A 24,853-nucleotide genomic window follows, 5' to 3' on the forward strand; every position below is an offset into this window, starting at 1 on the left:
GGGAGGGGTACGACGGAGACATGAGCACCGCCGACAGCACCATCACCAGGGCCCAGGAACTGCAGCGTCTGCACAGCGACCCCGAGCTGCTCGTGGTCGTCAACGTGTGGGACGCGATCACCGCGACGACCGTCGCGAACACGCCGGGGACGAGGGCGCTGGCCACCGCGAGCCACGGCATCGCGGCCGCGCGCGGGTTCCCCGACGGCGAGGTGATCCCGCGCGACGAGATGATCGCCGAGGTCGGGCTCATCGCGCGCCAGACCGAGCTGCCGGTGACCGCCGACCTCGAGGCCGGCTACGGCGACCCGGGCGGCACGATCGCCCGCGCCATCGACGTCGGCGTCGTCGGCGCCAACCTCGAGGACCAGCTCAAGCCGCTGTCCGAGGCGGTGCGCGCCGTCGAGGACGCCGTCGCCGCGGGCGAGAAGGCGGGCGTGCCGTTCGCGCTCAACGCCCGCACCGACGCCTGGGTCCGGGGCGGGGGCCGCGACCCGCAGGAGATCCTCGACGACGCGATCGCCCGCGGCCGCGCCTACCTCGAGGCCGGGGCGACGTCGTTCTTCGTGCCCGGCAAGCTCGACGAGGACACGATCCGGGCGCTGGTCGACGCGCTGGGGGAGCGCAAGGTCAACGTCATCGGCGTGCCGGGGATGCCGAGCACGCGCCGCCTCGGCGAGCTGGGCGTGGCCCGCGTGTCCTTCGGCCCGTGGAGCCAGAACGTCGCGCTCACGGCCCTGGCGTCCCTGGCCGAGGACGCCTACGCCGGCGGCGGCCTCCCCGAGGGCACGCGCAAGCTCAACTAGCCTGTCGCGCCAAGGAGGTCCGGTAGTCAGCGCTCCTGCGTCGCGCTGCCTACCGACCTCCGGCGCGCTCCGGTGGTCACCCCATCACGTACGGGAGGCGAGGAACGTGCCCATCCGCTCCAGGGCCTGCTCGAGCAGGGGGAGCGCGGTGGCGTAGGAGCAGCGCACGTGGCCCTCGCCCGACGGGCCGAAGACGTCGCCGGGGACGACGGCCACCTTCTGCTCGTTCAGCAGCTGCTCGGCGAAGTCCTGCGACGACAGCCCGCTGGCCCGGATCGAGGGGAACGCGTAGAACGCGCCGCCCGGCTCCGGGCACGTCAGCCCGAGCTCGTCGAGGCCCTTGACGAACAGCCGGCGGCGGCGGTCGTAGTCGGCGACCATCTCGGCGACGTCGGGCTCGGCGCTGCGCAGCGCCTCGACCGCGGCCACCTGGCTGACGTGGGGGGCGCAGAGCATCGTGTACTGGTGGATGCGGTGCATCAGCGCCGCCAGCGGCCCCGGCGCGCAGACGTAGCCCACCCGCCAGCCGGTCATCGCGTACGACTTCGAGAACCCGCCCAGCAGCACCGTGCGGTCCCAGGCCCCCGGGACGGCCGCGGTGCTGGTGTGGGTGCCGGTGTAGGTCAGGCGGTCGTAGATCTCGTCGCTGACCAGCCAGAAGTCCTCGCGCTCGGCCAGCGCGGCGAGCGCGGTCAGGTCGTCGGCCGACTGGGCCGCCCCGGTCGGGTTCGACGGCGAGCCGAACAGCACCGCCTTCGTGCGCGGGGTGACGGCGGCGGCGATGCGGTCGGCGTCGAGCCGGTAGCCCTCCGCCGGGTCCATGGCCACGGGCACCGGCACGCCGCCCGCGAACGCCACGCACGGCTGGTAGGCCACGTAGCAGGGCTCGGGGACGATCACCTCGTCGCCGGGGTTGATCAGCGCGCGCAGGGCGAGGTCGAGCCCCTCGGACACCCCCGAAGTCACCAGGCACTCGTCGGCGGGCCGGTAGGTGACCCCGCAGCGGCCGGCGAGGTCGGCGCACACCAGCTCGCGCAGCTCCAGCAGCCCCGAGTTGCTGGTGTACGTCGTCGCGCCCCGGGTCAGCGCGTGGATCGCGGTCTCGCGCACGCCCCAGGGGGTGGGGAAGTCGGGCTCGCCGACGCCGAGGGAGATGACGCCCGACATCGTCTGGGCGAGGTCGAAGAACTTCCGGATGCCCGAGGGCGGGCACGCCTCGACCACCCGCGAGAGCGGCTTGCGGGGCGGCGTCACGGGGTGATCGACAGACGCTGGTCGGGCTCGGGGTCGGTGAGCAGCTGCCCGTCGTCCTTGTACCGGCGCAGCAGGAAGTGGGTGCTCGTCGCCGTGACCCGGTCGACGCCCGAGAGGCGCTGGGCGACGAAGTCGGCGACCTCCTTCATCGAGGCACCCACCACCTCGACCCGCAGGTCCTGCGCCCCGGACACCAGGTGCACGGCCCGGATCTCGCGGAACCGCGCGATCCGCTCGGCCACGTCGTCGAACCCGCTGCCCCGCTCCGGCGCCACGGTGACGTCGACGAACGCCGTCACCCGGCCGTCGCCCAGGCGGTCCCGGTCGATCACCGCCTTGTACCGGCGGATCACCCCGTCGGCCTCCCACGCCGCGATCGCCGCGCGCACCTCATCCTCGGCGATGCCCGTGAGGGCCGCGATGCGCTCGGGCGTCGCGCGGGCGTCCGCCTCGAGCACGGTGAGGATCTCGTGCATGGGGAAGGACCCTAGTCGTCGTCCACCGCGGAGGCCCCCGATGCCCGTCCACCTCGTCGCCACCGGCGGCACCATCGCCAGCACGGGCTTCCCCGGCCCGCTCGCGGCCGCCCGCGACGGCGCGGCGCTGCTGGCCGACGCCGGCGTCACGGCCGACGTCACGGTCACCGACCTCGCCACCGCCGGGAGCTTCGCCATGGGGTGGGACGACCTGCGGCGCCTGCGCACCGCGGTGGCCGAGGCCCTCGAGGCGGGCGCCGACGGCGTCGTCGTCACCCACGGCACCGACACCATGGAGGAGAGCGCCTACGGCCTGGACCTGCTGCTCGACGACCGGCGCCCCGTCGTCCTGACCGGCGCCCAGCGCGCCGCCGACGAGCCCGGCGCCGACGGGCCGGCCAACCTCCGGGCCGCGCTCACCCTCGCCGCCGACCCCGCGACGCGCGGTGACGGCGTGCTCGTGTGCTTCGACGGCGAGGCGTTCGCGGCGCGGGGCGTCGCCAAGCGCCACACGCTCGCCGCGGGCGCCTTCCGCGGGCCGGTCGTGCACCGCGCGGTCGACGGGACGGTCCGGCGCGTCGCCCACCCTGTCCGCCGCCGCGCCCTGCCGCTGGTGGCCGGCGAGCCGCCGCGGGTCGACGTCGTCGCCGCCCACCACGGCGCCGACGGGACCCTGCTGCGCGCCGCCGTCGCGGCCGGCGCCCGCGGTGTCGTGCTCGCCGCCGTCGGTATCGGCAACGCGGCCCCGGACGTCGTCGACGCGGTGGGGGAGGCCGTCGGGTCCGGCGTGACCGTGCTCGTCGCGTCCCGGGTCCCCGAGGGGCCGGTCTCGCCGCGCTACGCGGCCGGCGGCGGCGCGCTGGTCGACCGCGGCGCGCTGCTGGCCGGCGACCTGAGCCCGTGGCAGGCGCGGATCCTGCTCGGCCTCGCGCTCGCGGCTGACCCGGCCGAAGCGCGGGCACTCCTCGACGAGCACCTGACCTGAGGGAGGACCCGTGGCCAAGGAAATCTTCGTCGCGTTCGGCGTCGACGTGGACGCCGTCGCCGGCTGGCTCGGCTCGTACGGCGGGCAGGACTCGCCCGACGACATCTCGCGGGGGCTGTTCGCCGGCGAGGTCGGCGTCCCGCGTCTCGTGGAGCTGTTCCGCCGCCACGACGTGACCCAGACGTTCTTCTGGCCCGGGCACTCGGTGGAGACGTTCCCCGACGAGTTCGACGCCTGCGTGGCCGCCGGCCACGAGATCGGCGTGCACGGCTACAGCCACGAGAACCCGCTGGCCATGAGCCGCGAGCAGGAGGAGACGATCCTCGACTACTGCGTCGAGCTCATCGAGCGCCGCAGCGGGCGCCGGCCCACCGGATACGTCGCGCCGTGGTGGGAGTTCAGCCGCGTCACCAACGAGATCCTGCTCGACCGCGGCATCCGCTACGACCACTCGCTGATGCACCGCGACGTCACCCCGTACTACGTGCGCGTCGGCGACTCGTGGACCCCGATCGACTACGACCAGCCCGCCGAGACCTGGATGAAGCCGCTCGAGCGGGGCGAGGAGACCGACCTCGTCGAGATCCCGGCGAACTGGTACCTGGACGACCTGCCGCCGATGATGTTCATCAAGGGCAGCCCGAACAGCCACGGCTTCGTCAACCCGCGCGACATCGAGCAGATGTGGCGCGACCAGTTCGACTGGACCCACCGCGAGTGCGACTACGCGGCGTTCACGATGACGATCCACCCGGACGTCTCCGGCCGTCCGCAGGTGCTGCTGGCCCTCGAGCGGCTCATCGAGCACATCAACGGGCACGACGGGGTGCGCTGGGTGACGTTCGACGAGATCGCCCAGGACTTCGTCGCGCGCTCGCCGCGGCAGCGCTGATGTGCGGGGCCTGCGGGTCGGGGCGGGTGCGCGCGCCGTGGGAGGACACGGTGGGCCCGCCCGACCCCGGCGCGTCCCGGCGGCTCGCCGCCGCCCTCACCCGCGCGCTCGCCCCGCTGCGCTGGCGGGTGGGGTCGTGGGCGGGGGGCTACACGGTCGCCGGGCCGGCGGGCGCCCTCGCGCCGGCGGCGTCGCTCGACGAGGTCGTCGCCCGGGCGCGGGCGGCCCGCCCGGGCCTGCTGCACCGGCTCGCGGAGCCCGCCGAGGGCCTCGACCTCGCCGACGCCGTCGTGCGCGTGTCGGTGGCGGCGCTGCACCGCGACGGCCCGCTGCTCCTCGCCGGCCCCGACCCGGGGCGGCCGCGGCGGCTCACGGCCCAGCGGGGCGTCCCCGTGGACGTGGTCCCCCGGACCGGCGCGGGGTGGAGCGTCGGCTGACCTCGCTACCGTGCGGGGCATGGGCGAGGACGGGCTGTTCGAGGTCGCGGTGCCGGAGGCGCCGGTCACCGGCCCGGATCCCGACCGCCCGGTGACGCGCGGCGTCGTGGACGACCGCCCGGCCCCATCAGGGGAGCACGCCGATAGGGGCGACGGCACGCCGCTGGCGGTCCGGATGCGCCCGGCGAGCCTCGACGAGGTCGTCGGCCAGGACCACCTGCTCGCCCCCGGCGCCCCGCTGCGGCGCCTGGTCGAGGGCGCGGCGCCGGCGTCGGTGGTGCTCCACGGGCCGCCGGGCACGGGCAAGACGACGCTGGCGCGGCTCATCTCGCACGCCACGGGGCGGGCGTTCGAGGCCCTGAGCGCGCTCAACGCCGGGGTCAAGGAGGTGCGCGGGGTCATCGAGGTCGCGCGCCGCCGCCTCGCGGCCGCCGAGCCGCGGCGCACGGTGCTGTTCATCGACGAGATCCACCGGTTCTCGCGCACCCAGCAGGACGCGCTGCTCGCCGCGGTGGAGGACCGCGTGGTGCTGCTCGTGGGCGCCACGACGGAGAACCCGAGCTTCTCCGTGGTGGCGCCGCTGCTGTCGCGCTCGCTGGTCCTCGGGCTGCACGCCCTCGACGACGAGGCCGTCGGCACCCTGCTCGACCGGGCCGTGGCCGACCCGCGCGGCCTCGGCGGCGCGGTGACCCTGCACCCCGACGCCCGCGCGCACCTGGTGCGCCTCGCCGCCGGCGATGGGCGCCGCTCGCTCACCGCGCTGGAGGCGGCCGCCGACGCGGTCGGCAACGTCGGCGAGGTCACCCTCGCCGACGTCGAGCGCGTCGTCGACGAGGTCGCCGTGCGCTACGACCGCGCCGGCGACCAGCACTACGACGTCATCTCGGCGTTCATCAAGTCGATCCGCGGCTCCGACCCCGACGCCGCGCTGCACTACCTCGCGCGCATGATCGTCGCGGGGGAGGACCCGCGGTTCATCGCCCGGCGCCTGGTGGTGCACGCCAGCGAGGACATCGGCCTCGCCGACCCCACCGCCCTGCCCGCGGCGGTCGCCGCCGCGCAGGCCGTCGCGCTCATCGGGCTCCCGGAGGCGCGCATCAACCTCGCGCAGGTGACGATCCACCTCGCGACGGCCCCGAAGTCCAACGCCGTGATCACCGCGATCGACGAGGCCATGGGCGACGTGCGCACCGGCGCGGCCGGGCCCGTGCCGCCGCACCTGCGCGACGGGCACTACGCGGGCGCCGCGGCCCAGGGCAACGCGGTGGGCTACGTCTACCCGCACGCCGACCGCGCCGGCGTCGTCACCCAGCAGTACCCGCCCGACGAGCTGGTCGGCCGCGACTACTACCGCCCCGGCGGCCGCGGCGACGAGCGCGCCCGCGCCGAGCGCCTCGCCCGCCTGCGCGAGGTCGTGCGGGGCGCGCCGGGGGGCTGACGCACCCGGGGCGCCCGGACGATCACCGGGCCCCCGAACGGCCTCGCGGCCGCACGGTAACCTGCCGCCACCTGCGCCAGGTGTCGTCCGGTGTCCCCACCCCCGGGTGGTGTCGCCGGGCGGCGGTCCGGGGACCTGTACCGCACCCAGCACCCGAGGAGGACCCGTGTCGGTCGGCCAGCTCGCGGCGATCGTCGCCGCGGTGGCGTTCGTGATCCTGGTGGTGCTGCTCGCCATCCCGCTGCTCAAGCTCGGGCGCACGCTCGACGAGGCCACGATCGCGATCCGCAAGGCCCACGAGGGCACCGAGCCGTTGCTCTCGGACGCCGGGGTCACGCTGACCACGGTCAACACCCAGCTCGAGCGCGTCGACGGCGTCACCGCCAGCGCCCAGGCCGTCGCGGCCAACACCAAGGCGCTGACCACGCTGTTCACGGCGACGCTCGGCGGCCCGCTGGTCAAGGTCGCCGCGCTGTCCTACGGGCTGCGCAAGGCCCAGCAGGCCCGGCAGCTCAAGGCCGCGTCGAAGGAGTCGAAGCGGAGTCGCCGCGCATGAAGCGTCTGTTCTGGGTCGGGGTGGGCGTCGCCGTCGGCGTCTCCGCCACCCGCAAGGTCAACGAGCTCACCCAGAAGGCCACGCCCTCGGGCATCGGCACCAGCCTCGGCGAGGGCCTGCGCGAGCTCGGCGCCGGGCTCGGCGCGTTCGGCGCGGAGGTCCGCGCGGGCATGAACGAGCGCTCCGAGGAGCTGTACGCGATGGTCGAGGAGACCACGGAGATCCCCGTGCGCCCCGACCCGGCGCCGTCGCCGTCGGCCCGCCACGCGCGAGCGCCCCGGCGCGGGGCCTCGCACGCCCGCTGAGCCCGCTGAGACAGACCCGCCCGACCCCGCGCCACCGCTCGACCGCAGCGCCCCCACCCGCACCACCCGAGCAGGACATGCAGACCCACGAGATCCGCCGACGCTTCCTCGCGCACTTCGAGCACGCCGGCCACACGCCCGTCCCCAGCGCCTCGCTGATCCTCGACGACCCGACCCTGCTGTTCGTCAACGCGGGGATGGTCCAGTTCAAGCCGTACTTCCTCGGCGACGCCCCGGCGCCCTACGACACGGCGACGTCGATCCAGAAGTGCGTGCGCACCGGCGACATCGAGAACGTCGGCCACACCACCCGCCACAACACGTTCTTCCAGATGGCGGGCAACTTCTCGTTCGGCGACTACTTCAAGGAAGGCGCGATCCGCCACGCCTGGTCGCTGGTCACCGGGAGCCTGGAGGACGGCGGGTTCGGCTTCGATCCCGAGCGCATCTGGGTCACCGTCTTCGAGAACGACGACGAGGCCGAGCGCCTGTGGCAGGAGGTCGCGGGCCTGCCGCGCGAGCGCATCCAGCGCCGCGACGGCCTCGACAACTACTGGGACATGGGCGTGCCCGGACCCGGCGGCCCGTGCTCGGAGATCTACTACGACCGCGGGCCGGAGTTCGGCGCCGAGGGCGGGCCGGTCGCCGACGAGGACCGCTACCTCGAGATCTGGAACCTCGTCTTCATGCAGGACGTGCGGGGTGACGAGAGCCCGAAGTACGGGGCCGAGCCGATCGGCGAGCTGCCGCAGAAGAACATCGACACCGGGCTCGGCGTCGAGCGCGTCGCGTTCCTCCTCCAAGGCGTCGAGAACGTCTACGAGACCGACCTGCTGCGCCCCACGATCGACCGCGTCCAGGAGCTCTCGGGCCGCTCGTACGACGAGGGCAGCGCCGAGGACGGGGTGCGCTTCCGCGTCATCGCCGACCACATCCGCACCGGCACGATGATCATCGGCGACGGGGTGATCCCCGGCAACGAGGGCCGCGGCTACGTGCTGCGCCGCCTGCTGCGCCGGGTCGTGCGCAACGCCCGCCTGCTCGGCATCACCCAGCCGGTGCTCGCCGACCTCACCGCGGTGGTCCGCGACGCGATGGGGCCGTCGTACCCCGAGCTGGTCACCGACTTCGAGCGCATCGTCTCGGTGATGCGCGCCGAGGAGGAGGCGTTCCTCGCGACGCTCACCACCGGCTCGCGGCTGTTCGACGACGCCGTCACCAACACCCGCGCCGCCGGGCTCTCCACGCTGTCGGGCGACGACGCGTTCGTCCTGCACGACACCTACGGGTTCCCGATCGACCTCACCCTCGAGATGGCCGCCGAGGCCGGCCTCGACGTCGACGAGGGCGCGTTCCGGTCGCTGATGGACCAGCAGCGCGCCCGCGCGAAGGCCGACGCGAAGAGCCGCAAGCAGGGCAGCGCCGACCACTCGGTGTACCGGCGCCTGCTCGAGGCCCACCCGCCCGGCGAGTTCCTCGGCTACACCGACCTGCAGGCCGCCGCGCGGATCGTCGGCCTGCTCGTCGACGGGCAGCCGGTGCCGTCCGCGCGCGAGGGCGACGCCGTCGAGGTCGTCCTGGACAACACCCCGTTCTACGGCGAGTCCGGCGGTCAGCAGCCCGACTCCGGCACGATCCGCACCGCCGACGGCACGGTGCGCGTCGACGACGTGCAGCTGCCGGTGCCCGGGCTGCGCATCCACCGCGGCGTCGTCACCCACGGCACGGTCGGCCTCGACACGGCCGCGGACGCCGAGGTCGACGTCGCCCGCCGCACCGCCATCGCCCGCGCGCACACCGGCACGCACCTGGTGCACGCCGGCGTGCGCAACGCCCTCGGGCCGGCCGCCGCCCAGGCCGGGTCGCTCAACGCGCCGGGCCGCCTGCGCTTCGACTTCACGTCGCCCACGGGCGCCATCCCGGCCTCGCTGCTGCTCGAGGTCGAGGACGAGGTCAACACGATCCTGCAGGAGGACCGCGACGTCGACTGGTACGTCACGACGATGGACCGGGCGCGTGAGCTCGGCGCCATGATGCTCTTCGGCGAGAAGTACGGCGACCAGGTGCGCGTGGTCGACATGGGGGAGTACTCCCGCGAGCTCTGCGGCGGCACGCACGTCGCGCGCACCGGCGAGCTCGGCATGGTCAAGATCCTCACCGAGGGCTCGATCGGCAGCGGGGTCCGGCGCGTCGAGGCGCTCGTCGGGCTCGACGCGTTCCGGTACCTCAACCGCGAGCACGTGCTGGTCAACCAGCTCAGCGAGCAGCTCAAGACGCCCAGCGAGGAGCTGCCCGAGCGGGTCTCGGGCATCGTCGAGCGCCTGCGCGCCGCCGAGAAGGAGCTCGAGGCCGTCCGCGCCCGCGAGGTGCTGTCGTCGGCCGGCGCGCTGGCCGAGGGCGCCGAGGACGTCGGCGGCATCGCGCTGGTGGCCACCCGCACGCCCGAGGGCGTCGGCGCCGGCGACCTGCGCTCGCTCGCGGGCGACGTCCGCGGGCGCCTGCAGGGCCGGCCCGGCGTCGTGGCGCTCTTCGCCCCCGACGGCGAGAAGGTGTCCTTCGTCGTCGCCACCACCGAGGGGGCCCGCGAGCGCGGCCTCGCCGCCGGCGACCTCGTCAAGGCGTTCGCGCCCGCGGTCGGCGGGCGCGGCGGGGGCAAGCCGGACCTGGCCCAGGGCGGCGGCAGCGGCGTGGCCGGCATCGACGACGCCGTCGCGGTGCTGCGCGCGGAGGTGTCCCGGGCCGGTGCCTGACTCGGGGCCGTCGGGGGGACGCCGTCTGGGTGTCGACGTGGGCAGCGTGCGCGTCGGGATCGCCCTGTCCGATCCCGGCGGGGTGCTCGCGACGCCGCTCGTTACCCTCGATCGCGATGCAGAGGCCGGTACCGACCTGGACCGGCTCGTGGCGCTCGTCGACGAGCACGAGGTGGTCGAGGTGGTCGTGGGGCTCCCCCGCACGCTCGCCGGTCGCGACGGCCCGGCCGCGCAGGCCGCGCAGGACTACGCGGCCGCCACGCGCGAGCGGCTGACCGCGGCCGGCCACGAGGTGCCCGTCGTGTTCTCCGACGAGCGGCTGACCACCGTCACCGCCACCCGGCAGCTCTCCGACCGCGGGGTCCGCGGGCGCAAGCAGCGCCGCGTCATCGACCAGGCGGCGGCCGTCGCGATCCTCCAGGGCCACCTCGACGCCCGCCGCGCGACCGGCGGCACCCCGGAGCCCTCGTGACGGGTCGTCACGGGGGACCGGGCGAGCCCGAGCCGGGGACGCCGGGCGGGCGCCGGGTGATCCGGATGTCGCCCAGCACCGGCCGGCCCGGAGGGCGTCCGGGCACCGGCCAGGGCACCGGGCGGCCCACCCGCCCCGTCGCCGGGCGTCCGGCCACGGGCCGGCACGGGGCCGGCGCGGGGCGGCCCGTCGCGGGACGCTCCGGCACCGGGCGCCCCGGCGCCGAGCGGGCGCCCGAGCGCGCTCCCGTCCGTGCCCGCGAGGCCGACCACGAGGGCGACGCCGAGACCGAGCGCCACTACGCCGCCGCCTGGCGGCTGCCCGCGCCGGCCACCGGGGTCGACGACCCGGACGACCGCGAGGACGAGCCGGCGGTCACCGAGACGGTCGTGACCCGGGACGAGGCGGGCCCCGACGTCGCTGACGGCTCCGAACGCTCCGACGGCTCCGACGGGGACGCCGGCTGGCTGCTCGGCGACGACCGCCGCGCCAGCGACGACGACCACGACGACGCCATCACCGAGCTCCTCGGCCACGACGACCCGCCGCGGCGGGACGGGCGGCGGTGGCTGTGGCCGGGCATCGCGGCGCTGCTGGTGCTCGCGCTCGCGGGCGGGGTCTTCTTCGCGCGCGACCTGCTCGGCGTGGTCTTCCCGCCCGACTACGACGGCCCGGGTACCGGCCGGGTGGTCGTCGAGGTCGCCGACGGCGCGTCCACCCGCGAGATCGGCGACGACCTCGCCCGCGCCGACGTCGTCGCCTCCGCCCGCGCGTTCGGCGACGCGGCCGAGGACGACCCCGACGGCCGCGGCATCCAGCCCGGCTTCTACCAGCTGCGCCGCCAGATGGCGGCCGCCGGCGCCGTCGACGCGCTGCTCGACCCGGCCAACCGCGTCGGCCGCCTCGAGATCCGCAGCGGCGTCCAGCTCGACGACACCGTCGGCGCCGGCGACGCCACCGTCCCGGGCGTGCTGTCGATGATCTCGCGCTCGACCTGCACCGTCGACGAGTCCGGCGCCGAGCAGTGCGCGTCGGTCGACGACCTGCGCGCCGCCATGGCCGACACCGACCCCGCCGAGCTCGGGGTGCCGTCGTGGGCGCTGGCGGGCGTGCGGCGCGCCGAGCCGAACCGCCGCCTCGAGGGCCTGCTGGCCCCCGGGACCTACGACCTGGCGCCCGGTACCGCGGCGCGCGAGGCGCTCGCGCAGGTGGTGCGGGCGTCGGTGCCGCGCCTCGAGGCGGGCGGGCTGGTGCGCGAGGCCCAGGCCCGTGGCGTCGACCCGTACGACGCGCTGATCATCGCCTCGCTGGCCGAGCGCGAGGGCGTGCCCGCCGACTTCGGCAAGGTCGCGCAGGTCATCGTCAACCGCCTCGCGGTGCCGATGCGCCTCCAGTTCGACTCGACCGTGAACTACCCGCTCGACCGCCAGACGCTCCTGACCAGCCCGTACGACCGCGCGCGGCCCGGGCCGTACAACACCTACCTCAACCTCGGGTTGACCCCGACCCCCATCGGTGCGGTCAGCCCGGACGCGCTCGCCGCGGCGCTCGAGCCGACGCCGGGGCCGTGGGTGTACTTCGTCAAGTGCGAGAACAGCGGCCTGTCCTGCTTCGCGGTGACCCCCGAGGAGCACGACGCGAACCGCCGCCTCGCGCAGACCCGCGGGGTGTACTGAGCGTGCGCGCCGCCGTCGTGGGGTCACCGGTGACCCACTCCCGCTCCCCGGTGCTCCACCGCGCCGCGTACGCCGCGCTGGGCCTCGACGACTGGACCTACGAGGCCGTCGAGTGCACCGTCGAGGAGCTGCCCGGCTTCGTCGCCGGGCGCGACGCGTCGTGGGCCGGGCTCTCGGTGACGATGCCCGGCAAGCGCGCGGCCCTCGAGCTGGCGTCGAGCGTGAGCCCCCGGGCGCGGCGGGTCGGCGCCGCCAACACGCTCGTGCCCCGCGACGGCGGCTGGGTCGCCGACTGCACGGACGTCGACGGCGTCGCGGGCGCCCTGCGCGCGGCGGGGATCCGGGGCCCGAGCGGCGCCGCGGGGATCACCGACGTGGTCATCCTGGGCAGTGGAGCCACCGCCTGCGCCGCGCTCGCCGGCGTCTACGAGGTCGGCGGCGAGAGGGTGACGCTGGTGGTGCGCGACAAGGGCCGGGCCGCCGGCACCCTTGCGGTGGCCCGCGCCCACGGCCTCAACCGACGCCCCGTCACCTGGGACGACATCGGCGTCGGCGACCTGGTCACCGCGACGGCGCTGATCAACACCACCCCGGCCGACGTCCTCGGCCCGGCACTGGCCGAACGCATCGTCGCGGCGCTCCCGCCGTGGTCGGTGGTCCTCGACGCGGTCTACCACCCGTGGCCGACGCCCCTGGCCGACGCCGCCGCGGCGCGGGGCCTCCCCGTCGCCACGGGCCTCGACATGCTGCTGCACCAGGCGTTCGGGCAGGTCGAGCAGTTCACGGGCCGCCCCGCGCCGCGCCAGGCGATGCGCGCCGCCCTGGCCGAGACCGTCGAGGTGGACCTGCTGCCGCTGCCGGCGTGAGGGTCGGCGCGACACAGCGCCAAGATCGCGTCGAGACCGACGGCTCGCGCGTGGGTCGTGCAGCGAAGGCGCCGTTCGCTGCGTCCGGGGCAGCGAAGGCGTCGTTCGCTGCGTCCGCCGACGTCGGTCTCGACGCGATCTTCGCCCTAGGTCGGCGAGACCCACCCGCCTCGCCCTCGGGGTCGCTGCTCCGTCCGCCGTCCCCATCGGCCGGATGCGTCCACAGGGTCGCGAGGAGATCCGTGACGCGGTGAGCGCTGCCCACCACGCTCGAGGACGTGGTGATCGGGGTGGTGGTGCTGGCGGCGGCCGCGGGCGCGCTCGTCGGGGTGGCGGTGCGGGCGGGGCTCGCGCGGATGCGGCGCGGGGTGCTCGTGGCGGTCGGGCCGTGCGCCGGCGCGCTCGCGGTGCTCTGGGCCGTGCCGGCGGGCGTGGTAGCGGCCGGCGCGGCGCCGCCGGCGTGGCTCCCGGCGTGGCTGGGGCTCGGGGTGCTGGTGGTCGCCGGCAGCGCCACGGACCTCGCCGCGCGCCGCCTCCCCGACGCCCTCACCCGCCCGGCGACGGTGCTGGCGCTGGCGACGCTGCTTCCGCTCGGCGCGCGGGCCGTGCTCGCCGGCCTCCTCGGCGCCGTGGTGTTCGGCGGCGCCCACGCGGCGGTGCACCTCGTGGCGCCCGGTGCCCTCGGCGCCGGCGACGTGAAGCTGGCGCCGGCCCTGGGCGCCCCGCTGGCGGCGGCGGCGTGGAGCGCGCTGGCCGTCGCACCGGTGCTCGCGGCGGCCGGGGTGCTCGCCCTGGTGCTGGCGCGCCGGGGGCCCCGCGGACCGGTGCCGTTCGGCCCGCCGTTGCTGGCCGCGTCGTGGGTGGCGCTCGCGACGGTGGTGATCGACCCGTGAGCGGACGGGCCCGGACGGCGGCGTGGAACGATGGGCGGCGTGTTGCGGTGGTTGACGGCAGGCGAATCGCACGGTGCGGCGCTGACGGCGGTGCTCGAGGGCATGGTCGCGGGCGTCTCGGTGAGCTCGAAGGAGGTGTCGGCCGAGCTGGCCCGGCGACGCCTGGGCTACGGGCGCGGCGCGCGCATGGCGTTCGAGGCCGACGAGATCGAGCTCTCGGGGGGCCTGCGCCACGGCCTGACGATGGGCGGTCCGATCGCCATCCGCATCGCCAACAGCGAGTGGCCGAAGTGGGAGACGGTGATGTCGGCCGACCCGGTCGACCCGGTGCTGCTCGAGGGCCGGGCGCGCAACGCGCCGCTCACCCGCCCGCGGCCCGGGCACGCCGACCTCGCCGGTATGACGAAGTACGACTTCGACGAGGCCCGCCCCGTGCTCGAGCGCGCCAGCGCCCGCGAAACGGCGGCCAAGGTGGCGCTCGGTGCGGTGGCCAAGGCGTTCCTCGCGCAGGCCCTCGGGGTCGAGGTGCTCTCGCACGTGGTCAGCCTCGGCACCGCCGACGCCACGCCCGACGCGATCCCGATGCCGGGGGACGGCGAGCGGATCGACGCCAGCCCGGTGCGCGCCGTCGACGACGCCTCGACGGACGCGATGGTGGCGGAGGTCGACGCGGCCAAGGAGGACGGTGACACCCTCGGCGGGGTGGTCGAGGTCGTCGCGCACGGGCTCCCCGTGGGTCTCGGCTCCTACGTCCAGGCCGACCGCCGTCTCGACGCCCGGCTCGCGGGGGCGCTCATGGGCATCCAGGCGATGAAGGGCGTCGAGATCGGCGACGGCTTCACCACCGCGCGCCGCCGGGGCTCCGCCGCCCACGACGAGATCCAGCTCGGTGCCCACGACTCCGGGGTCGCGCGCACCAGCAACCGCGCCGGCGGCATCGAGGGCGGCATGACCAACGGCGAGCCCCTGCGGGCGCGCGTGGCCATGAAGCCGATCTCGACGGTGCCCAAGGCGCTGCGCACCGTCGACGTGGTCACCGGCGAGGGCACCACCGCGCACCACCAGCGCTCCGACGTCTGCGCCGTCCCCGCGGCGGGCGTGGTCGCCGAGGCCCTGGTCGCGCTCGTGCTCGCCGAGGCCGCGCTGGAGAAGTTCGGCGGCGACTCGCTGCGCGAGACCGCCCGCAACGCCGCGGCGTACGTGGCCGCGATCGACCCGCGGCGGCTCGTGGACGTCGACACCGACCGGGACCGTCCGTGAGCCCCGTCGCGGTGCTCGTCGGCCCGCCCGGGGCCGGCAAGTCGACGGTGGGCGCCCTGCTCGCCGAGCGCCTCGGCGTCCCGTTCACCGACAGCGACACCCTGGTCGAGCAGAAGGCCGGCCGCGTCATCGCCGACATCTTCCTCAGCGACGGCGAGCCGGCGTTCCGCGCGATGGAGCGCGACGCCGTCGCCGAGGCCCTCGCCACGCACGACGGGGTGCTCGCCCTGGGCGGGGGAGCGGTGATGACCGACGGCGTCCGCGAGCTCCTCGACGGCCACGCCGTGGTGTTCCTCGCGGTCGGGCTGGCCGCCGGGGTGCGCCGGGTCGGGCTGTCCACTGCGCGCCCGCTGCTCGCCGGGGTCAACCCGCGGGCCACGTTCTCCGCGCTGCTCCAGGAGCGCCTGCCCGTCTACCGGGCCGTCGCCCGCCACGAGGTCGCCACCGACGACCTGGCCCCCGAGGCCGTCGCCGACGCCGTCCTCGCCGCGCTGCGCCCCGAAGCGGCCGACCGTGCCTGACGCCGGCGCCGTCCTCGAGCGCCTGCCCGTCGCCACGGCCGCGCCCTACGACGTGGTCGTCGGGCGCGGGGTGACCGCCGCGGTCGCGGAGACGCTGGCGGACACCGCCACCGTCGTCGTCTGCCACCAGCCCGCCGTCGCCGGCATCGCCGGCGCGGTGCGCGAGGCCCTGGAGGCGCAGGGCACGCGGGTCCACCTGCTGGTGCTGCCCGACAGCGAGGACGGCAAGGACCTCGCGACGGCGGGGCGGTGCTGGGAGGAGCTCGGCCGGCTGGGGGTGACGCGCTCCGACGCGCTGGTCGCGGTCGGCGGGGGAGCGGCCACCGACCTCGTCGGCTTCGTCGCCGCCGGCTGGATGCGCGGCGTGCGGGTGGTGCACGTGCCCACCACCCTGCTCGCGATGGTCGACGCAGCCGTCGGCGGCAAGACCGGCATCAACACCGCGGCCGGCAAGAACCTCGTCGGGGCGTTCCACGAGCCCGCCGCGGTGGTGGCCGACCTCGACACCCTCACCACCGTGAGCCGTCCCGAGCTGGCCGCGGGCCTGGCCGAGGTGGTCAAGACCGGCTTCATCGCCGACCCCGCGATCCTCGACCTCGTCGAGGCCGACCCCGAGGCCGCGCTCGACCCGGCCGGCGACGCCCTCGGCGAGCTCGTGGTCCGCTCGATCCGGGTCAAGGCCGACGTGGTGGCCGCCGACCTGCGCGAGTCGCACCTGCGCGAGATCCTCAACTACGGCCACACCCTGGGCCACGCCGTCGAGCGCCGCGAGCGCTACCGGTGGCGCCACGGCGAGGCGGTGTCGGTGGGCCTGGTGTTCGCCGCGGAGCTCGCCCGTCGCGCCGGGCGCCTCGACGACGCGACGGCCGACCGGCACGCCGCGGTGCTCCGGGCCGTCGGGCTGCCGGTGACGTATCCCGCCGACGCGTTCGACGAGCTCGTCGCCACCATGGCGCTGGACAAGAAGTCGCGAGGGGCGATGCTGCGCTTCGTCGTGCTCGACGGCCTCGCGCGGCCCGGGCGCCTCGAGGGCCCGGCCCCCGAGGACCTCACGGCCGCCTACGCCGCGCTCGCCCGCTGACCCGGCTGACCGCTCAGTCGCGCGGGCGGCGCAGGCCGAAGCGCCGGCGCGGCTGCTCCTCGTCGTGACCGGCGCCGTCGGACGCCAAGGGCGCCGACGCGGCGCTGCCCCCGGCCGGGGTCTCGGGGTCGAGCGGGCCCCCGGGCACCGGGAACGAGGGCAGGACCGCGACCACCGGCGGCTCGAGGGACTCGGGCGCGTCGCCGCGGGGCGCCGCGTCCGAGGACGTGCTCGACGCCTCCGCGCCGAAGGGCGACGACACCGGCGTCGTCGCCGACGCCGGCCGCACCCGCGACGCCCGCCGCTGCCCCGCGAGGCGCGCGGCCTCGGGCATGCGCTCGCGCTCGGCGACCTCAGGCCCGGCCGAGGCGCCCGCCCCGGCCCCGGCACCCACGCGCTCCGGGGTGCGCCGCCCCGGCGTGCGGACGCCGGCCACCGACGGCCCGGTGGCGCCCGCGGCCGTCGGCCGCACCCCGATCCGCGCGGCGGCCCGCGCCGCGGCCGCGGCCCGCTCGTCGGCGGTGGCCCCGGGGGTGATGTCGGCGCGGTCGATCGCGGCCTGGGCGGCGACGGCGTCGTCGTCGGCGTCCAGCGCCGGGTCGTCGTCGCCCTCGCCGTGCCGGCGCAGCGACAGCCAGCCCAGGCGCGACCCGATGACCGCCCCGCCGAGGATGAGCAGCGCGGTGAACGAGGCGCGCCCGACGAGCGCCGCCTGGAGGTCGGCGACGCCCGTGTCGTCGACGAACAGGGCGAGCAGGATCCAGCTCAGCAGGCCCGCGCCGGGCGCCGCGGCCAGCGCGGCGCCGAACCACGACCACTCGGGCGGCCGGCGGTCGAGCACGACCTCGGCGCCCGCCCAGACGATCACCACGGCGAGCACGAGGACCAACAGGAGGATGCTCCACAGCCGCAGCAGGTCGGGGGACCACGACCGCAGGGCCACGAACAGCGTCTGCGCGACGCCGAACACCACGCCGAGGACGAGCGCACGCAGGACCCAGGGGCGCGGGGCCGGGAGGCGTACCGATGAGGGCAGACGCACGTGGACACCGTACGACCCGCCCTCACCTAGGCTGACGGGCATGCTCACCGGGGCCCCGACGGACGCCGGGCCCGCCCGCCCGGACCGTGCGCCCGGCGGCCACGCCCGTCGCCGCGACGCGCTGCGCGCGCTGCTGCGCGGGGCCGGGCTGGACGCCCTGCTCGTCACCGACCTGGTCAACGTCCGCTACCTGGCCGGCTTCACCGGCTCGAACGCCGCGCTGCTCGTCCACGCCGGCGACGACGCCGACCACGGCGAGGACCGCACCGTCCTCGCCACCGACGGGCGCTACACCGTGCAGGCGGCGGCGCAGACCCCCGACCTCCCCGTGCTCGTCGAGCGGGCCTGCGCGCCGGCGCTGCTCGCGGCGCGGCCGGAGGCCGGCGTCGTCGGGTTCGACAGCGCCCACGTCACCGTCGACGGGCACGACGTCCTGCGCGAGGCCCTGGCCGACGGCGAGCTGCGGCGCGCGCCGGGCCTGGTCGAGACGCTGCGCGAGGTCAAGGACGCCGGCGAGGTCGACGCGCTGCGCCAGGCGTGCGCGGTGGCCGACGCGGCGCTGGCCGGGATGCTGGCCGCGGGCGGGCTGCGGGCCGGGCGCACCGAGCGCGAGGTGGCCCGCGACCTCGAGGACCGCATGCGCGAGGCCGGCGCCGAGGCCCCGTCGTTCGCCACGATCGTGGCCACCGGCGCCCACGCCGCCATCCCGCACCACAGCCCCACCGACGCGCCGCTGGCCGACGGCGACCTGCTGACCATGGACTTCGGCGCGCTCGTCGACGGCTACCACTCGGACATGACGCGCACGGTGGTCGTCGGCGTCCCCGGGGACTGGCAGCGCGACCTGCACGCCCTCGTCGCCGAGGCCGCCGCCACGGGCCGGGCGGCGCTCGCGCCGGGGGTCGCCACCCGCGACGTCGACGCGGCCGCCCGCGACGTCATCGCGGCCGCGGGGTTCGGCGAGCAGTTCGTGCACGGGCTCGGCCACGGCGTCGGGCTGGTCATCCACGAGGCTCCGGCGGTCTCGGCGACGGCGACCGCTACCCTGAGGGCGGGGATGACGGTCACCGTCGAGCCGGGCGTGTACCTGGCGGGCAGGGGCGGGGTCCGGATCGAGGACACGCTCGTCGTCACCGACGACGGGGCCGCACCGCTCACCCAGAGCCCCCGGGACCTGCAGGTCCCGTCCGGACACAACGCGTAGGAGAGTGCGCGCCGAGATGGCGACGACGAACGACCTGAAGAACGGCCTGGTGCTGCGGATCGACGGCAACCTCTGGGCCGTCACCGAGTTCCAGCACGTCAAGCCGGGCAAGGGCGGCGCCTTCGTCCGGACCACGCTGAAGAACGTGATGACCGGCAAGGTCGTCGACAAGACGTTCAACGCCGGCACCAAGGTCGAGACGGCCAACGTCGACCGGCGCGACATGACCTACCTGTACCGCGACGGCGACGACTTCATCTTCATGGACGCCTCGGACTACGAGCAGGTGCCGGTCCCGGCGTCCACCGTCGGCGACCAGGCGCGGTTCCTCCTGGAGAACCAGGAGGTCCAGGTCTCCTTCAACGACGGGGCGCCGCTGTACATCGAGCTCCCGGCCTCGGTCGAGCTCGAGATCACCCACACCGACCCGGGCCTGCAGGGCGACCGCTCCACCGGCGGCACCAAGCCGGCCACGGTGTCGACGGGCGCGGAGATCCAGGTCCCGCTGTTCCTGGAGACGGGCACGACGGTCAAGGTCGACACCCGGGACGGTCGGTATCTCGGTCGCGTGAGTGGCTGACGTGGCGTCACCCGCCACGCCCCGCAAGGGGTCCCGCTCGAAGGCCCGCAAGCGGGCCCTCGACATCCTCTTCGAGTCCGAGGCGCGGGGCGAGGACGCCCAGGAGGTCCTCGCCCGGCGCATCGCCGGTGCGGACGCCCCGCCGGTGTCGGACTTCGCCGCGACGCTGGTCGAGGGGGTCGTCGCGCACCGCGACGAGATCGACGAGGTCGTCTCGTCCTACTCCCGCGGTTGGACGATGGAGCGCATGCCGGCGGTCGACCGCATCATCCTGCGGATCGGGGTCTTCGAGATCCTGCACCTCGAGGACGTGCCCGACCCGGTCGCGATCGACGAGGCCATCGACCTCGCGCGCGAGCTCTCGACCGACGACTCGCCGCGCTTCGTCAACGGTGTCCTGGCGGGGGTGTCCTCGGGGCGCCCGGGCACCGTCGCGGCGCCGAGCCCGGGCCGCGTCGACCTGCCGGCAGGTGTCGAGCTGGCGCCGGCGGACGGGGCGGGGTCCGCCGACGAGCCCGACGCGGGCTGAGCCGCCCTACTCGTCGATCGCGCGGGCGACGCGGGCCTCGGGGGGCAGCACGCCCCAGTCGACCAGCTGGTCGGACAGCTCGCCCGGGCTCATGTCGTAGATGATCGCGAGCGAGCGCAGGTCCTCGTTGCGGATCGAGAGGACCTTGCCGTTGTAGTCGCCGCGCTGGCTCTGGATGGCCGCGGCGTAGCGCGCGAGCGGGCCGGCCTTCTCCGCCGGGAGCTGCTGGAGGCGCTCGAGGTTGATGACGATCTTGGCAGCGGGCTCCGAGCCGGAGGGCACGCGACCCTCGGGGAGCAGCTCGGCCACGGGTACGCCGTAGAAGTCGGCGAGCTCGGCGAGCTTCTGCACGGTCACCGCACGGTCACCGCGCTCGTAGGAACCGACGACGACGGCCTTCCACCGTCCGCCGGACTTCTGCTCGACGCCGTGCAGGGACAGACCCTGTTGCTGGCGGATACCCCGGAGCTTCGACCCCAGCGCCTTCGCGTAGTCACCCATCTGGCGGACACCCCGTCCTCTCGCGTCGCCCGGCTCGCCCCGCCCGTGCACCCAGCGAAGTCGATACGGAGAGTGATGATGCGCCCCGGGTCGTCACAAGGTCAAGCCGGGATCTCACGGATCGTCGCCGGTTGTGGCTCGCAGCACTCGTCCGGCGGCGAGCCACGCGCCGTAGTGCCCGGCCGCCGGGAGCCCGCACGGTCGGTCGTCCGGGCGTCGCGGAGGGGCCGGATGGTCGCTGATAGTGTGCGAGCAGTTCGACCGACATCCTCACTGCTACTCCTTTAACGGGCCGTCCGGCGAGGCGGAGAAGGAGGTCCCCCGCGCATGCCGTCACGGCAGCGGGGCGCAGCGGGAACCGGTGGCGCGGAGGCCGAGGGCGAGCGCGAGCTCCTCTCGGCGGCCGACCTCGCGCGCACCGTGGCCCGCGTCGCCCACGAGATCATCGAACGCACCGCACCCGACGGCGACTCCTCGCCCCCGGTGGTGCTGCTCGGCCTCCCGACGCGCGGCACCTACCTCGCGCGACGGCTCGCCGAGCGCATCTCCGAGATCACCGGGGCGATCGTGCCCACCGGGATCCTCGACCCCACGCTCTACCGCGACGACCTGCGGCTGCGCCCCACGCGCGCCCTCGCCGAGACCGAGCTGCCGCCGGCGGGGATCGACGAGGCCGTCGTGGTGCTCGTCGACGACGTCCTCATGTCCGGGCGCACCGTGCGCGCGGCCCTCGACGCCCTGCGCGACCACGGCCGCCCGCGCGCGGTCCAGCTCGCCGTCCTGATCGACCGGGGCCACCGCGAGCTGCCGATCCGCGCCGACTACGTCGGCAAGAACGTGCCCACCAACCGCACCGAGGACGTGGCCGTGCGCCTCGTCGAGGTCGACGGCGAGGACGGGGTGAGCCTGCGGTGACCTCCACCGAGACCCTCGGCCTGCGCCACCTGCTCTCCACCGAGCACCTGCGCCGCGAGCAGGCCGAGGCCCTCCTGGACACGGCCGCGGGCATGGAGCAGGCGCTCACCGGGCGGGCGGTGCGCAAGCTGCCGACCCTGCGCGGGCGCACCGTCGTCACCCTCTTCTACGAGAACTCGACGCGCACCCGGGTGTCGTTCGAGGTCGCCGGCAAGTGGATGAGCGCCGACACGATCAACGTCAGCGCCTCGGCGAGCTCGGTGAGCAAGGGCGAGTCCCTGCGCGACACCGCCGCGACGCTGGCCGCGGCGGGCGCCGACTGCCTGGTCGTGCGTCACCCGTCGTCGGGCGCCCCGCACCGGATCGCCGCGTGGCTCGACCGCGTCGGGCACTCCCACCTCGGCGCCGAGGGCCACGTCGCGGTGGTCAACGCCGGCGACGGCACCCACGAGCACCCCACCCAGGCGCTGCTCGACGCGGCGACGCTGCGCCGGCGCCTCGGGCGGGTCGAGGGCACGCACGTCGCGATCGTCGGCGACATCCTGCACAGCCGGGTCGCCCGATCCAACGCGCACCTGCTGGCGACCCTCGGCGCGCGCGTCACGCTCGTCTCGCCGCCGACGCTGCTGCCGGTCGGGGTGGGGGAGTGGCCGGTCACGGTGTCCCACGACCTCGACGCCACGCTCGCCACCGGCCCGGACGCGGTGATGATGCTGCGGGTGCAGGCCGAGCGGATGCACGGCGCCTTCTTCCCGTCGGCGCGCGAGTACGCGGTGCGCTTCGGGCTCTCGCAGGTGCGCGCCGACCGCCTGCCCGACCACGCCGTCGTGCTGCACCCCGGTCCCGCCGTGCGCGGCATGGAGATCGCCAGCTCGGTGGCCGACTCGAGCCGGGCCGCCATCGCCGAGCAGGTCACCGCCGGCGTCCACGTGCGGATGGCCGTGCTCTACCACCTGCTCGCGGGGGAGGACGTCGCGTGATGACCACCAGGATCCGGGACGTCCGCCCCTACGGCGAGGACCCCACCGACCTGTACGTCCGCGACGGGCTCCTGGTCGACGCCGTCGACGAACCCGACGAGACGGTCGACGCCGGCGGCCTGATCGCCCTGCCGGGGCTGGTCGACCTGCACACCCACCTGCGCGAGCCCGGGGGCGAGGAGGCCGAGACCGTCGACACCGGGTCGGCGGCGGCGGCGCTCGGCGGCTACACCGCGGTGTTCGCGATGCCCAACACCGACCCGGTGGCCGACTCCCCGGTGGTCGTCGAGCACGTCTGGCGCCGCGGGCGCGAGGTCGGGCTGGTCGACGTGCACCCCGTCGGCGCCGTCACCGTCGGTCTCGAGGGCACGAAGCTCGCCGAGATGGGGATGATGGCCGCCTCGCCGGCGCGGGTGCGGATGTTCTCCGACGACGGCCGGTGCGTGAACGACCCGCTGGTCATGCGCCGGGCGCTGGAGTACGCGCGGGCCCTCGACGCCGTCGTCGCCCAGCACGCCGAGGACCACCGCCTCACCGTGGGCGCCCAGGCCCACGACGGCCCGGTCGCGGCGCGCCTGGGCCTCGCGGGGTGGGACCCCACCGCCGAGGAGTCGATCGTCGCCCGCGACGTCATGCTCGCGGCGACGACCGGTGCGCGGCTGCACGTCTGCCACCTGTCGACGGCCCGCTCGGCGGAGATCCTCCGCTGGGCGCGCGAGACCTACGACGTGCGCGTGTCCGCCGAGGTCACACCGCACCACCTGCTGCTCACCGACACGGCGGCCGAGGACTACGACCCCGTGCACAAGGTCAACCCGCCGCTGCGCCCGTCGGCGGACAAGACGGCCCTGCGCCGGGCGCTGGCCGACGGGACGGTCGACTGCGTCGCCACCGACCACGCCCCGCACGCCGTGGAGGCCAAGGACTGCGAGTGGTCCGCGGCACGCCCCGGCATGCTGGGGCTGCAGACCGCGTTGCCGGTGGTGGTGACGACGATGGTCGCCACCGGCCTGCTCGACTGGCGCGGCGTGGCGCGGGTGTGCAGCGAGGCGCCGGCGCGGATCGCCGGTCTCGCGGACCAGGGTCGCCCGCTGGCGGTGGGGGAGCCGGCGAACCTCGTGCTCGTCGACCCGGACGCCGCGTGGACGGTGCGGGGTGCGGCGCTGGCGAGCCGGGCGGACAACACCCCGTACGAGGGGATGGAGATGCCGGTGTCGGTAGTGCACACGATGCTGCGGGGCCGGTGGACGGTGCGGGACGGGAAGGTGCAGACGGATGACGGGACACGTAGCGCAGCGGAGCTGGCCCCATGAGCACTGACCAGGCGGTCCTCGTGCTCGAGGACGGCAGCGTGCACCGCGGTGAGGCCTTCGGGGCCCGCGGTCGCAGCCTGGGCGAGGCGGTGTTCGCCACCGGGATGACGGGCTACCAGGAGACGCTGACCGACCCCAGCTACCACCGCCAGATCGTGGTGGCGACGGCGCCGCACATCGGCAACACCGGCTGGAACGACGAGGACGACGAGTCGCGGCGCATCCAGGTCGCCGGCTACGTCGTGCGCGACCCCGCGCGCCGGCCGTCGAACTGGCGGTCGCGCCGCGACCTCGCCGACGAGCTGGCCGACCAGGGCGTCGTCGGGCTCTCCGGCGTCGACACCCGGGCGATCACCCGCCGGCTGCGCGAGGCCGGGTCGATGCGGGCGGGGCTGTTCTCCGGCCTCTCCGACGCAGCCCTGGCCGACCTCACGTCACTCCGCGCCCAGGTGCTCGACAGCCCGGGGATGGCGGGCGCCGACCTCGCCGGCGCCGTCACCACCCGCGAGCCCTACACGGTGCCCGCGACGGGGGAGACGCGGTTCCGGGTGGCCGCGCTCGACCTCGGGATCAAGGCCAACACCCCGCGCATGCTCGCCGAGCGCGGCGTCGAGACCCGCGTCGTGCCGTCGACCGCGTCGATCGACGAGCTGCTCGAGGGGAGCCCCGACGGGGTGTTCGTCTCCAACGGGCCCGGCGACCCCGCCGCGGCCGACCACGCGGTGACCCTCACCGCCGAGGTCCTGCGCCGCGAGGTGCCGCTGTTCGGCATCTGCTTCGGCAACCAGATCCTCGCCCGCGCGCTGGGACTGGGGACGTACAAGATGCGCTACGGCCACCGCGGGATCAACGTCCCGGTCGTGGACCACGCCACCGGCACCGTGGCCATCACCAGCCAGAACCACGGCTTCGCGGTCGCCGGTGAGCCCGGGGCCCGTGTCGACTCACCGTTCGGCACCGTGCACCTCAGCCACTCGTGCCCCAACGACGGCACCGTCGAGGGGCTGACCTGCGAGGGCGTGCCAGCCTTCAGCGTGCAGTACCACCCGGAGGCGGCGGCCGGTCCCCACGACGCCGCGGACCTCTTCGACCGTTTCGCTCTGCTGTTGGGAGGGCGCTGA

25 protein-coding genes and 1 pseudogene are annotated in these 24,853 nt (G+C 75.8%); 22 read left to right on the forward strand and 4 right to left on the reverse strand.

All coding sequences use genetic code 11. The features are described from left to right. The first annotated feature begins 20 nt into the window (after positions 1 to 20). The gene (locus ACQPX6_RS14295; protein WP_433787975.1) at positions 21 to 806 is read left to right on the forward strand and encodes an isocitrate lyase/PEP mutase family protein; all 786 of its coding nucleotides are present in this window, start codon (positions 21 to 23) and stop codon (positions 804 to 806) included. 84 nt (positions 807 to 890) lie between these two features. Here ACQPX6_RS14295 and ACQPX6_RS14300 read toward each other — a convergent pair whose 3' ends face one another. Together ACQPX6_RS14300 and ACQPX6_RS14305 are read right to left on the reverse strand one after the other, a co-directional pair. Next, the gene (locus ACQPX6_RS14300) at positions 891 to 2,060 is read right to left on the reverse strand and encodes an aminotransferase class I/II-fold pyridoxal phosphate-dependent enzyme (protein WP_433787976.1); all 1,170 of its coding nucleotides are present in this window, start codon (positions 2,058 to 2,060) and stop codon (positions 891 to 893) included. Continuing rightward, on the reverse strand, positions 2,057 to 2,536 hold the full coding sequence (locus tag ACQPX6_RS14305) for an Lrp/AsnC family transcriptional regulator (protein WP_433787977.1): 480 nt from the start codon (positions 2,534 to 2,536) through the stop codon (positions 2,057 to 2,059). Before ACQPX6_RS14305 ends, ACQPX6_RS14300 begins: the two co-directional genes overlap by 4 nt. A 40-nt stretch (positions 2,537 to 2,576) precedes the next feature. Here ACQPX6_RS14305 and ACQPX6_RS14310 point away from each other — a divergent pair, with 40 nt between their 5' ends. From ACQPX6_RS14310 to aroB, 14 genes are all read left to right on the forward strand, one after another. Further along, positions 2,577 to 3,521, forward strand: a complete 945-nt coding sequence (locus tag ACQPX6_RS14310; protein WP_433787978.1) for an asparaginase — start codon at positions 2,577 to 2,579, stop codon at positions 3,519 to 3,521. Positions 3,522 to 3,531: 10 nt separating this feature from the next. Continuing rightward, positions 3,532 to 4,413, forward strand: a complete 882-nt coding sequence (locus tag ACQPX6_RS14315; RefSeq protein ID WP_433787979.1) for a polysaccharide deacetylase family protein — start codon at positions 3,532 to 3,534, stop codon at positions 4,411 to 4,413. A gap of 26 nt (positions 4,414 to 4,439) precedes the next feature. Continuing rightward, a complete protein-coding gene (locus ACQPX6_RS14320; protein WP_433787980.1) occupies positions 4,440 to 4,850 on the forward strand; it encodes a hypothetical protein in 411 nt (136 codons plus the stop codon). A 19-nt stretch (positions 4,851 to 4,869) separates the two neighbouring features. Continuing rightward, positions 4,870 to 6,288, forward strand: a complete 1,419-nt coding sequence (locus ACQPX6_RS14325; protein ID WP_433787981.1) for a replication-associated recombination protein A — start codon at positions 4,870 to 4,872, stop codon at positions 6,286 to 6,288. A 166-nt stretch (positions 6,289 to 6,454) separates the two neighbouring features. Continuing rightward, positions 6,455 to 6,844, forward strand: a complete 390-nt coding sequence (locus ACQPX6_RS14330; RefSeq protein WP_433787982.1) for a DUF948 domain-containing protein — start codon at positions 6,455 to 6,457, stop codon at positions 6,842 to 6,844. After that, a complete protein-coding gene (locus ACQPX6_RS14335; protein ID WP_433787983.1) occupies positions 6,841 to 7,149 on the forward strand; it encodes a hypothetical protein in 309 nt (102 codons plus the stop codon). Before ACQPX6_RS14330 ends, ACQPX6_RS14335 begins: the two co-directional genes overlap by 4 nt. Before the next feature lie 77 nt (positions 7,150 to 7,226). Then, positions 7,227 to 9,899, forward strand: a complete 2,673-nt coding sequence (alaS, locus tag ACQPX6_RS14340) for an alanine--tRNA ligase (protein WP_433787984.1) — start codon at positions 7,227 to 7,229, stop codon at positions 9,897 to 9,899. Between the two features lie 37 nt (positions 9,900 to 9,936). Next, on the forward strand, positions 9,937 to 10,371 hold the full coding sequence (ruvX, locus tag ACQPX6_RS14345) for a Holliday junction resolvase RuvX (protein WP_433787985.1): 435 nt from the start codon (positions 9,937 to 9,939) through the stop codon (positions 10,369 to 10,371). A gap of 65 nt (positions 10,372 to 10,436) precedes the next feature. Then, positions 10,437 to 12,047 carry an endolytic transglycosylase MltG gene (locus ACQPX6_RS14350; protein WP_433787986.1) on the forward strand — a complete coding sequence of 537 codons (1,611 nt, stop codon included), beginning with the start codon at positions 10,437 to 10,439 and terminating at the stop codon, positions 12,045 to 12,047. A 2-nt stretch (positions 12,048 to 12,049) separates the two neighbouring features. Beyond that, the gene (locus ACQPX6_RS14355) at positions 12,050 to 12,913 is read left to right on the forward strand and encodes a shikimate dehydrogenase (RefSeq protein ID WP_433787987.1); all 864 of its coding nucleotides are present in this window, start codon (positions 12,050 to 12,052) and stop codon (positions 12,911 to 12,913) included. Between the two features lie 278 nt (positions 12,914 to 13,191). Next, complete coding sequence (locus tag ACQPX6_RS14360; RefSeq protein WP_433787988.1) at positions 13,192 to 13,806, forward strand: prepilin peptidase; 615 nt, start codon at positions 13,192 to 13,194, stop codon at positions 13,804 to 13,806. A 39-nt stretch (positions 13,807 to 13,845) separates the two neighbouring features. Next, entirely contained in the window at positions 13,846 to 15,066 is a 1,221-nt protein-coding gene (gene aroC / locus ACQPX6_RS14365) for a chorismate synthase (protein ID WP_433787989.1), read from the forward strand. Then, complete coding sequence (locus ACQPX6_RS14370; RefSeq protein ID WP_433787990.1) at positions 15,063 to 15,587, forward strand: shikimate kinase; 525 nt, start codon at positions 15,063 to 15,065, stop codon at positions 15,585 to 15,587. Before aroC ends, ACQPX6_RS14370 begins: the two co-directional genes overlap by 4 nt. Then, positions 15,580 to 16,668 (forward strand): 3-dehydroquinate synthase, encoded by a 1,089-nt coding sequence (gene aroB / locus ACQPX6_RS14375; protein ID WP_433787991.1) that lies wholly within the window; start codon positions 15,580 to 15,582, stop codon positions 16,666 to 16,668. The genes ACQPX6_RS14370 and aroB overlap by 8 nt, the downstream gene beginning before the upstream one ends. Before the next feature lie 13 nt (positions 16,669 to 16,681). On the opposite strand, the gene ACQPX6_RS14380 is transcribed toward aroB, so the two are convergent. Further along, positions 16,682 to 17,710, reverse strand: coding sequence for a hypothetical protein (locus ACQPX6_RS14380; RefSeq protein WP_433787992.1), 1,029 nt, complete (start codon positions 17,708 to 17,710; stop codon positions 16,682 to 16,684). 40 nt (positions 17,711 to 17,750) lie between these two features. On the opposite strand from ACQPX6_RS14380, the gene ACQPX6_RS14385 reads away from it, so the two are divergent. The 3 genes and pseudogenes from ACQPX6_RS14385 to nusB form a co-directional block, all read left to right on the forward strand. After that, a complete protein-coding gene (locus ACQPX6_RS14385) occupies positions 17,751 to 18,914 on the forward strand; it encodes a M24 family metallopeptidase (RefSeq protein WP_433787993.1) in 1,164 nt (387 codons plus the stop codon). Between the two features lie 16 nt (positions 18,915 to 18,930). Beyond that, positions 18,931 to 19,494, forward strand: coding sequence for an elongation factor P (gene efp / locus ACQPX6_RS14390; RefSeq protein ID WP_433787994.1), 564 nt, complete (start codon positions 18,931 to 18,933; stop codon positions 19,492 to 19,494). Beyond that, positions 19,487 to 19,945, forward strand: a pseudogene (gene nusB, locus ACQPX6_RS14395) (transcription antitermination factor NusB); the annotation flags it as partial. The gene efp and the pseudogene nusB, both read left to right, overlap by 8 nt. 84 nt (positions 19,946 to 20,029) lie before the next feature. Here the strand turns inward: nusB and bldD are convergent. Beyond that, entirely contained in the window at positions 20,030 to 20,524 is a 495-nt protein-coding gene (gene bldD, locus ACQPX6_RS14400; protein WP_274199279.1) for a transcriptional regulator BldD, read from the reverse strand. Positions 20,525 to 20,851: 327 nt separating this feature from the next. On the opposite strand from bldD, the gene pyrR reads away from it, so the two are divergent. From pyrR to carA, 4 genes are read left to right on the forward strand one after another with little or no spacing between them, the layout of a single operon-like run. Next, a complete protein-coding gene (gene pyrR / locus ACQPX6_RS14405) occupies positions 20,852 to 21,439 on the forward strand; it encodes a bifunctional pyr operon transcriptional regulator/uracil phosphoribosyltransferase PyrR (protein WP_433787995.1) in 588 nt (195 codons plus the stop codon). Positions 21,440 to 21,459: 20 nt separating this feature from the next. Next, a complete protein-coding gene (locus ACQPX6_RS14410; protein ID WP_433788269.1) occupies positions 21,460 to 22,419 on the forward strand; it encodes an aspartate carbamoyltransferase catalytic subunit in 960 nt (319 codons plus the stop codon). After that, a complete protein-coding gene (locus tag ACQPX6_RS14415; RefSeq protein WP_433787996.1) occupies positions 22,419 to 23,732 on the forward strand; it encodes a dihydroorotase in 1,314 nt (437 codons plus the stop codon). The genes ACQPX6_RS14410 and ACQPX6_RS14415 overlap by 1 nt, the downstream gene beginning before the upstream one ends. After that, entirely contained in the window at positions 23,729 to 24,853 is a 1,125-nt protein-coding gene (carA, locus tag ACQPX6_RS14420; protein ID WP_433787997.1) for a glutamine-hydrolyzing carbamoyl-phosphate synthase small subunit, read from the forward strand. The genes ACQPX6_RS14415 and carA overlap by 4 nt, the downstream gene beginning before the upstream one ends.

Source organism: Actinomycetospora sp. CA-101289 (assembly GCF_050955895.1).
In the GTDB taxonomy this organism is placed as follows: domain Bacteria; phylum Actinomycetota; class Actinomycetes; order Mycobacteriales; family Pseudonocardiaceae; genus Actinomycetospora.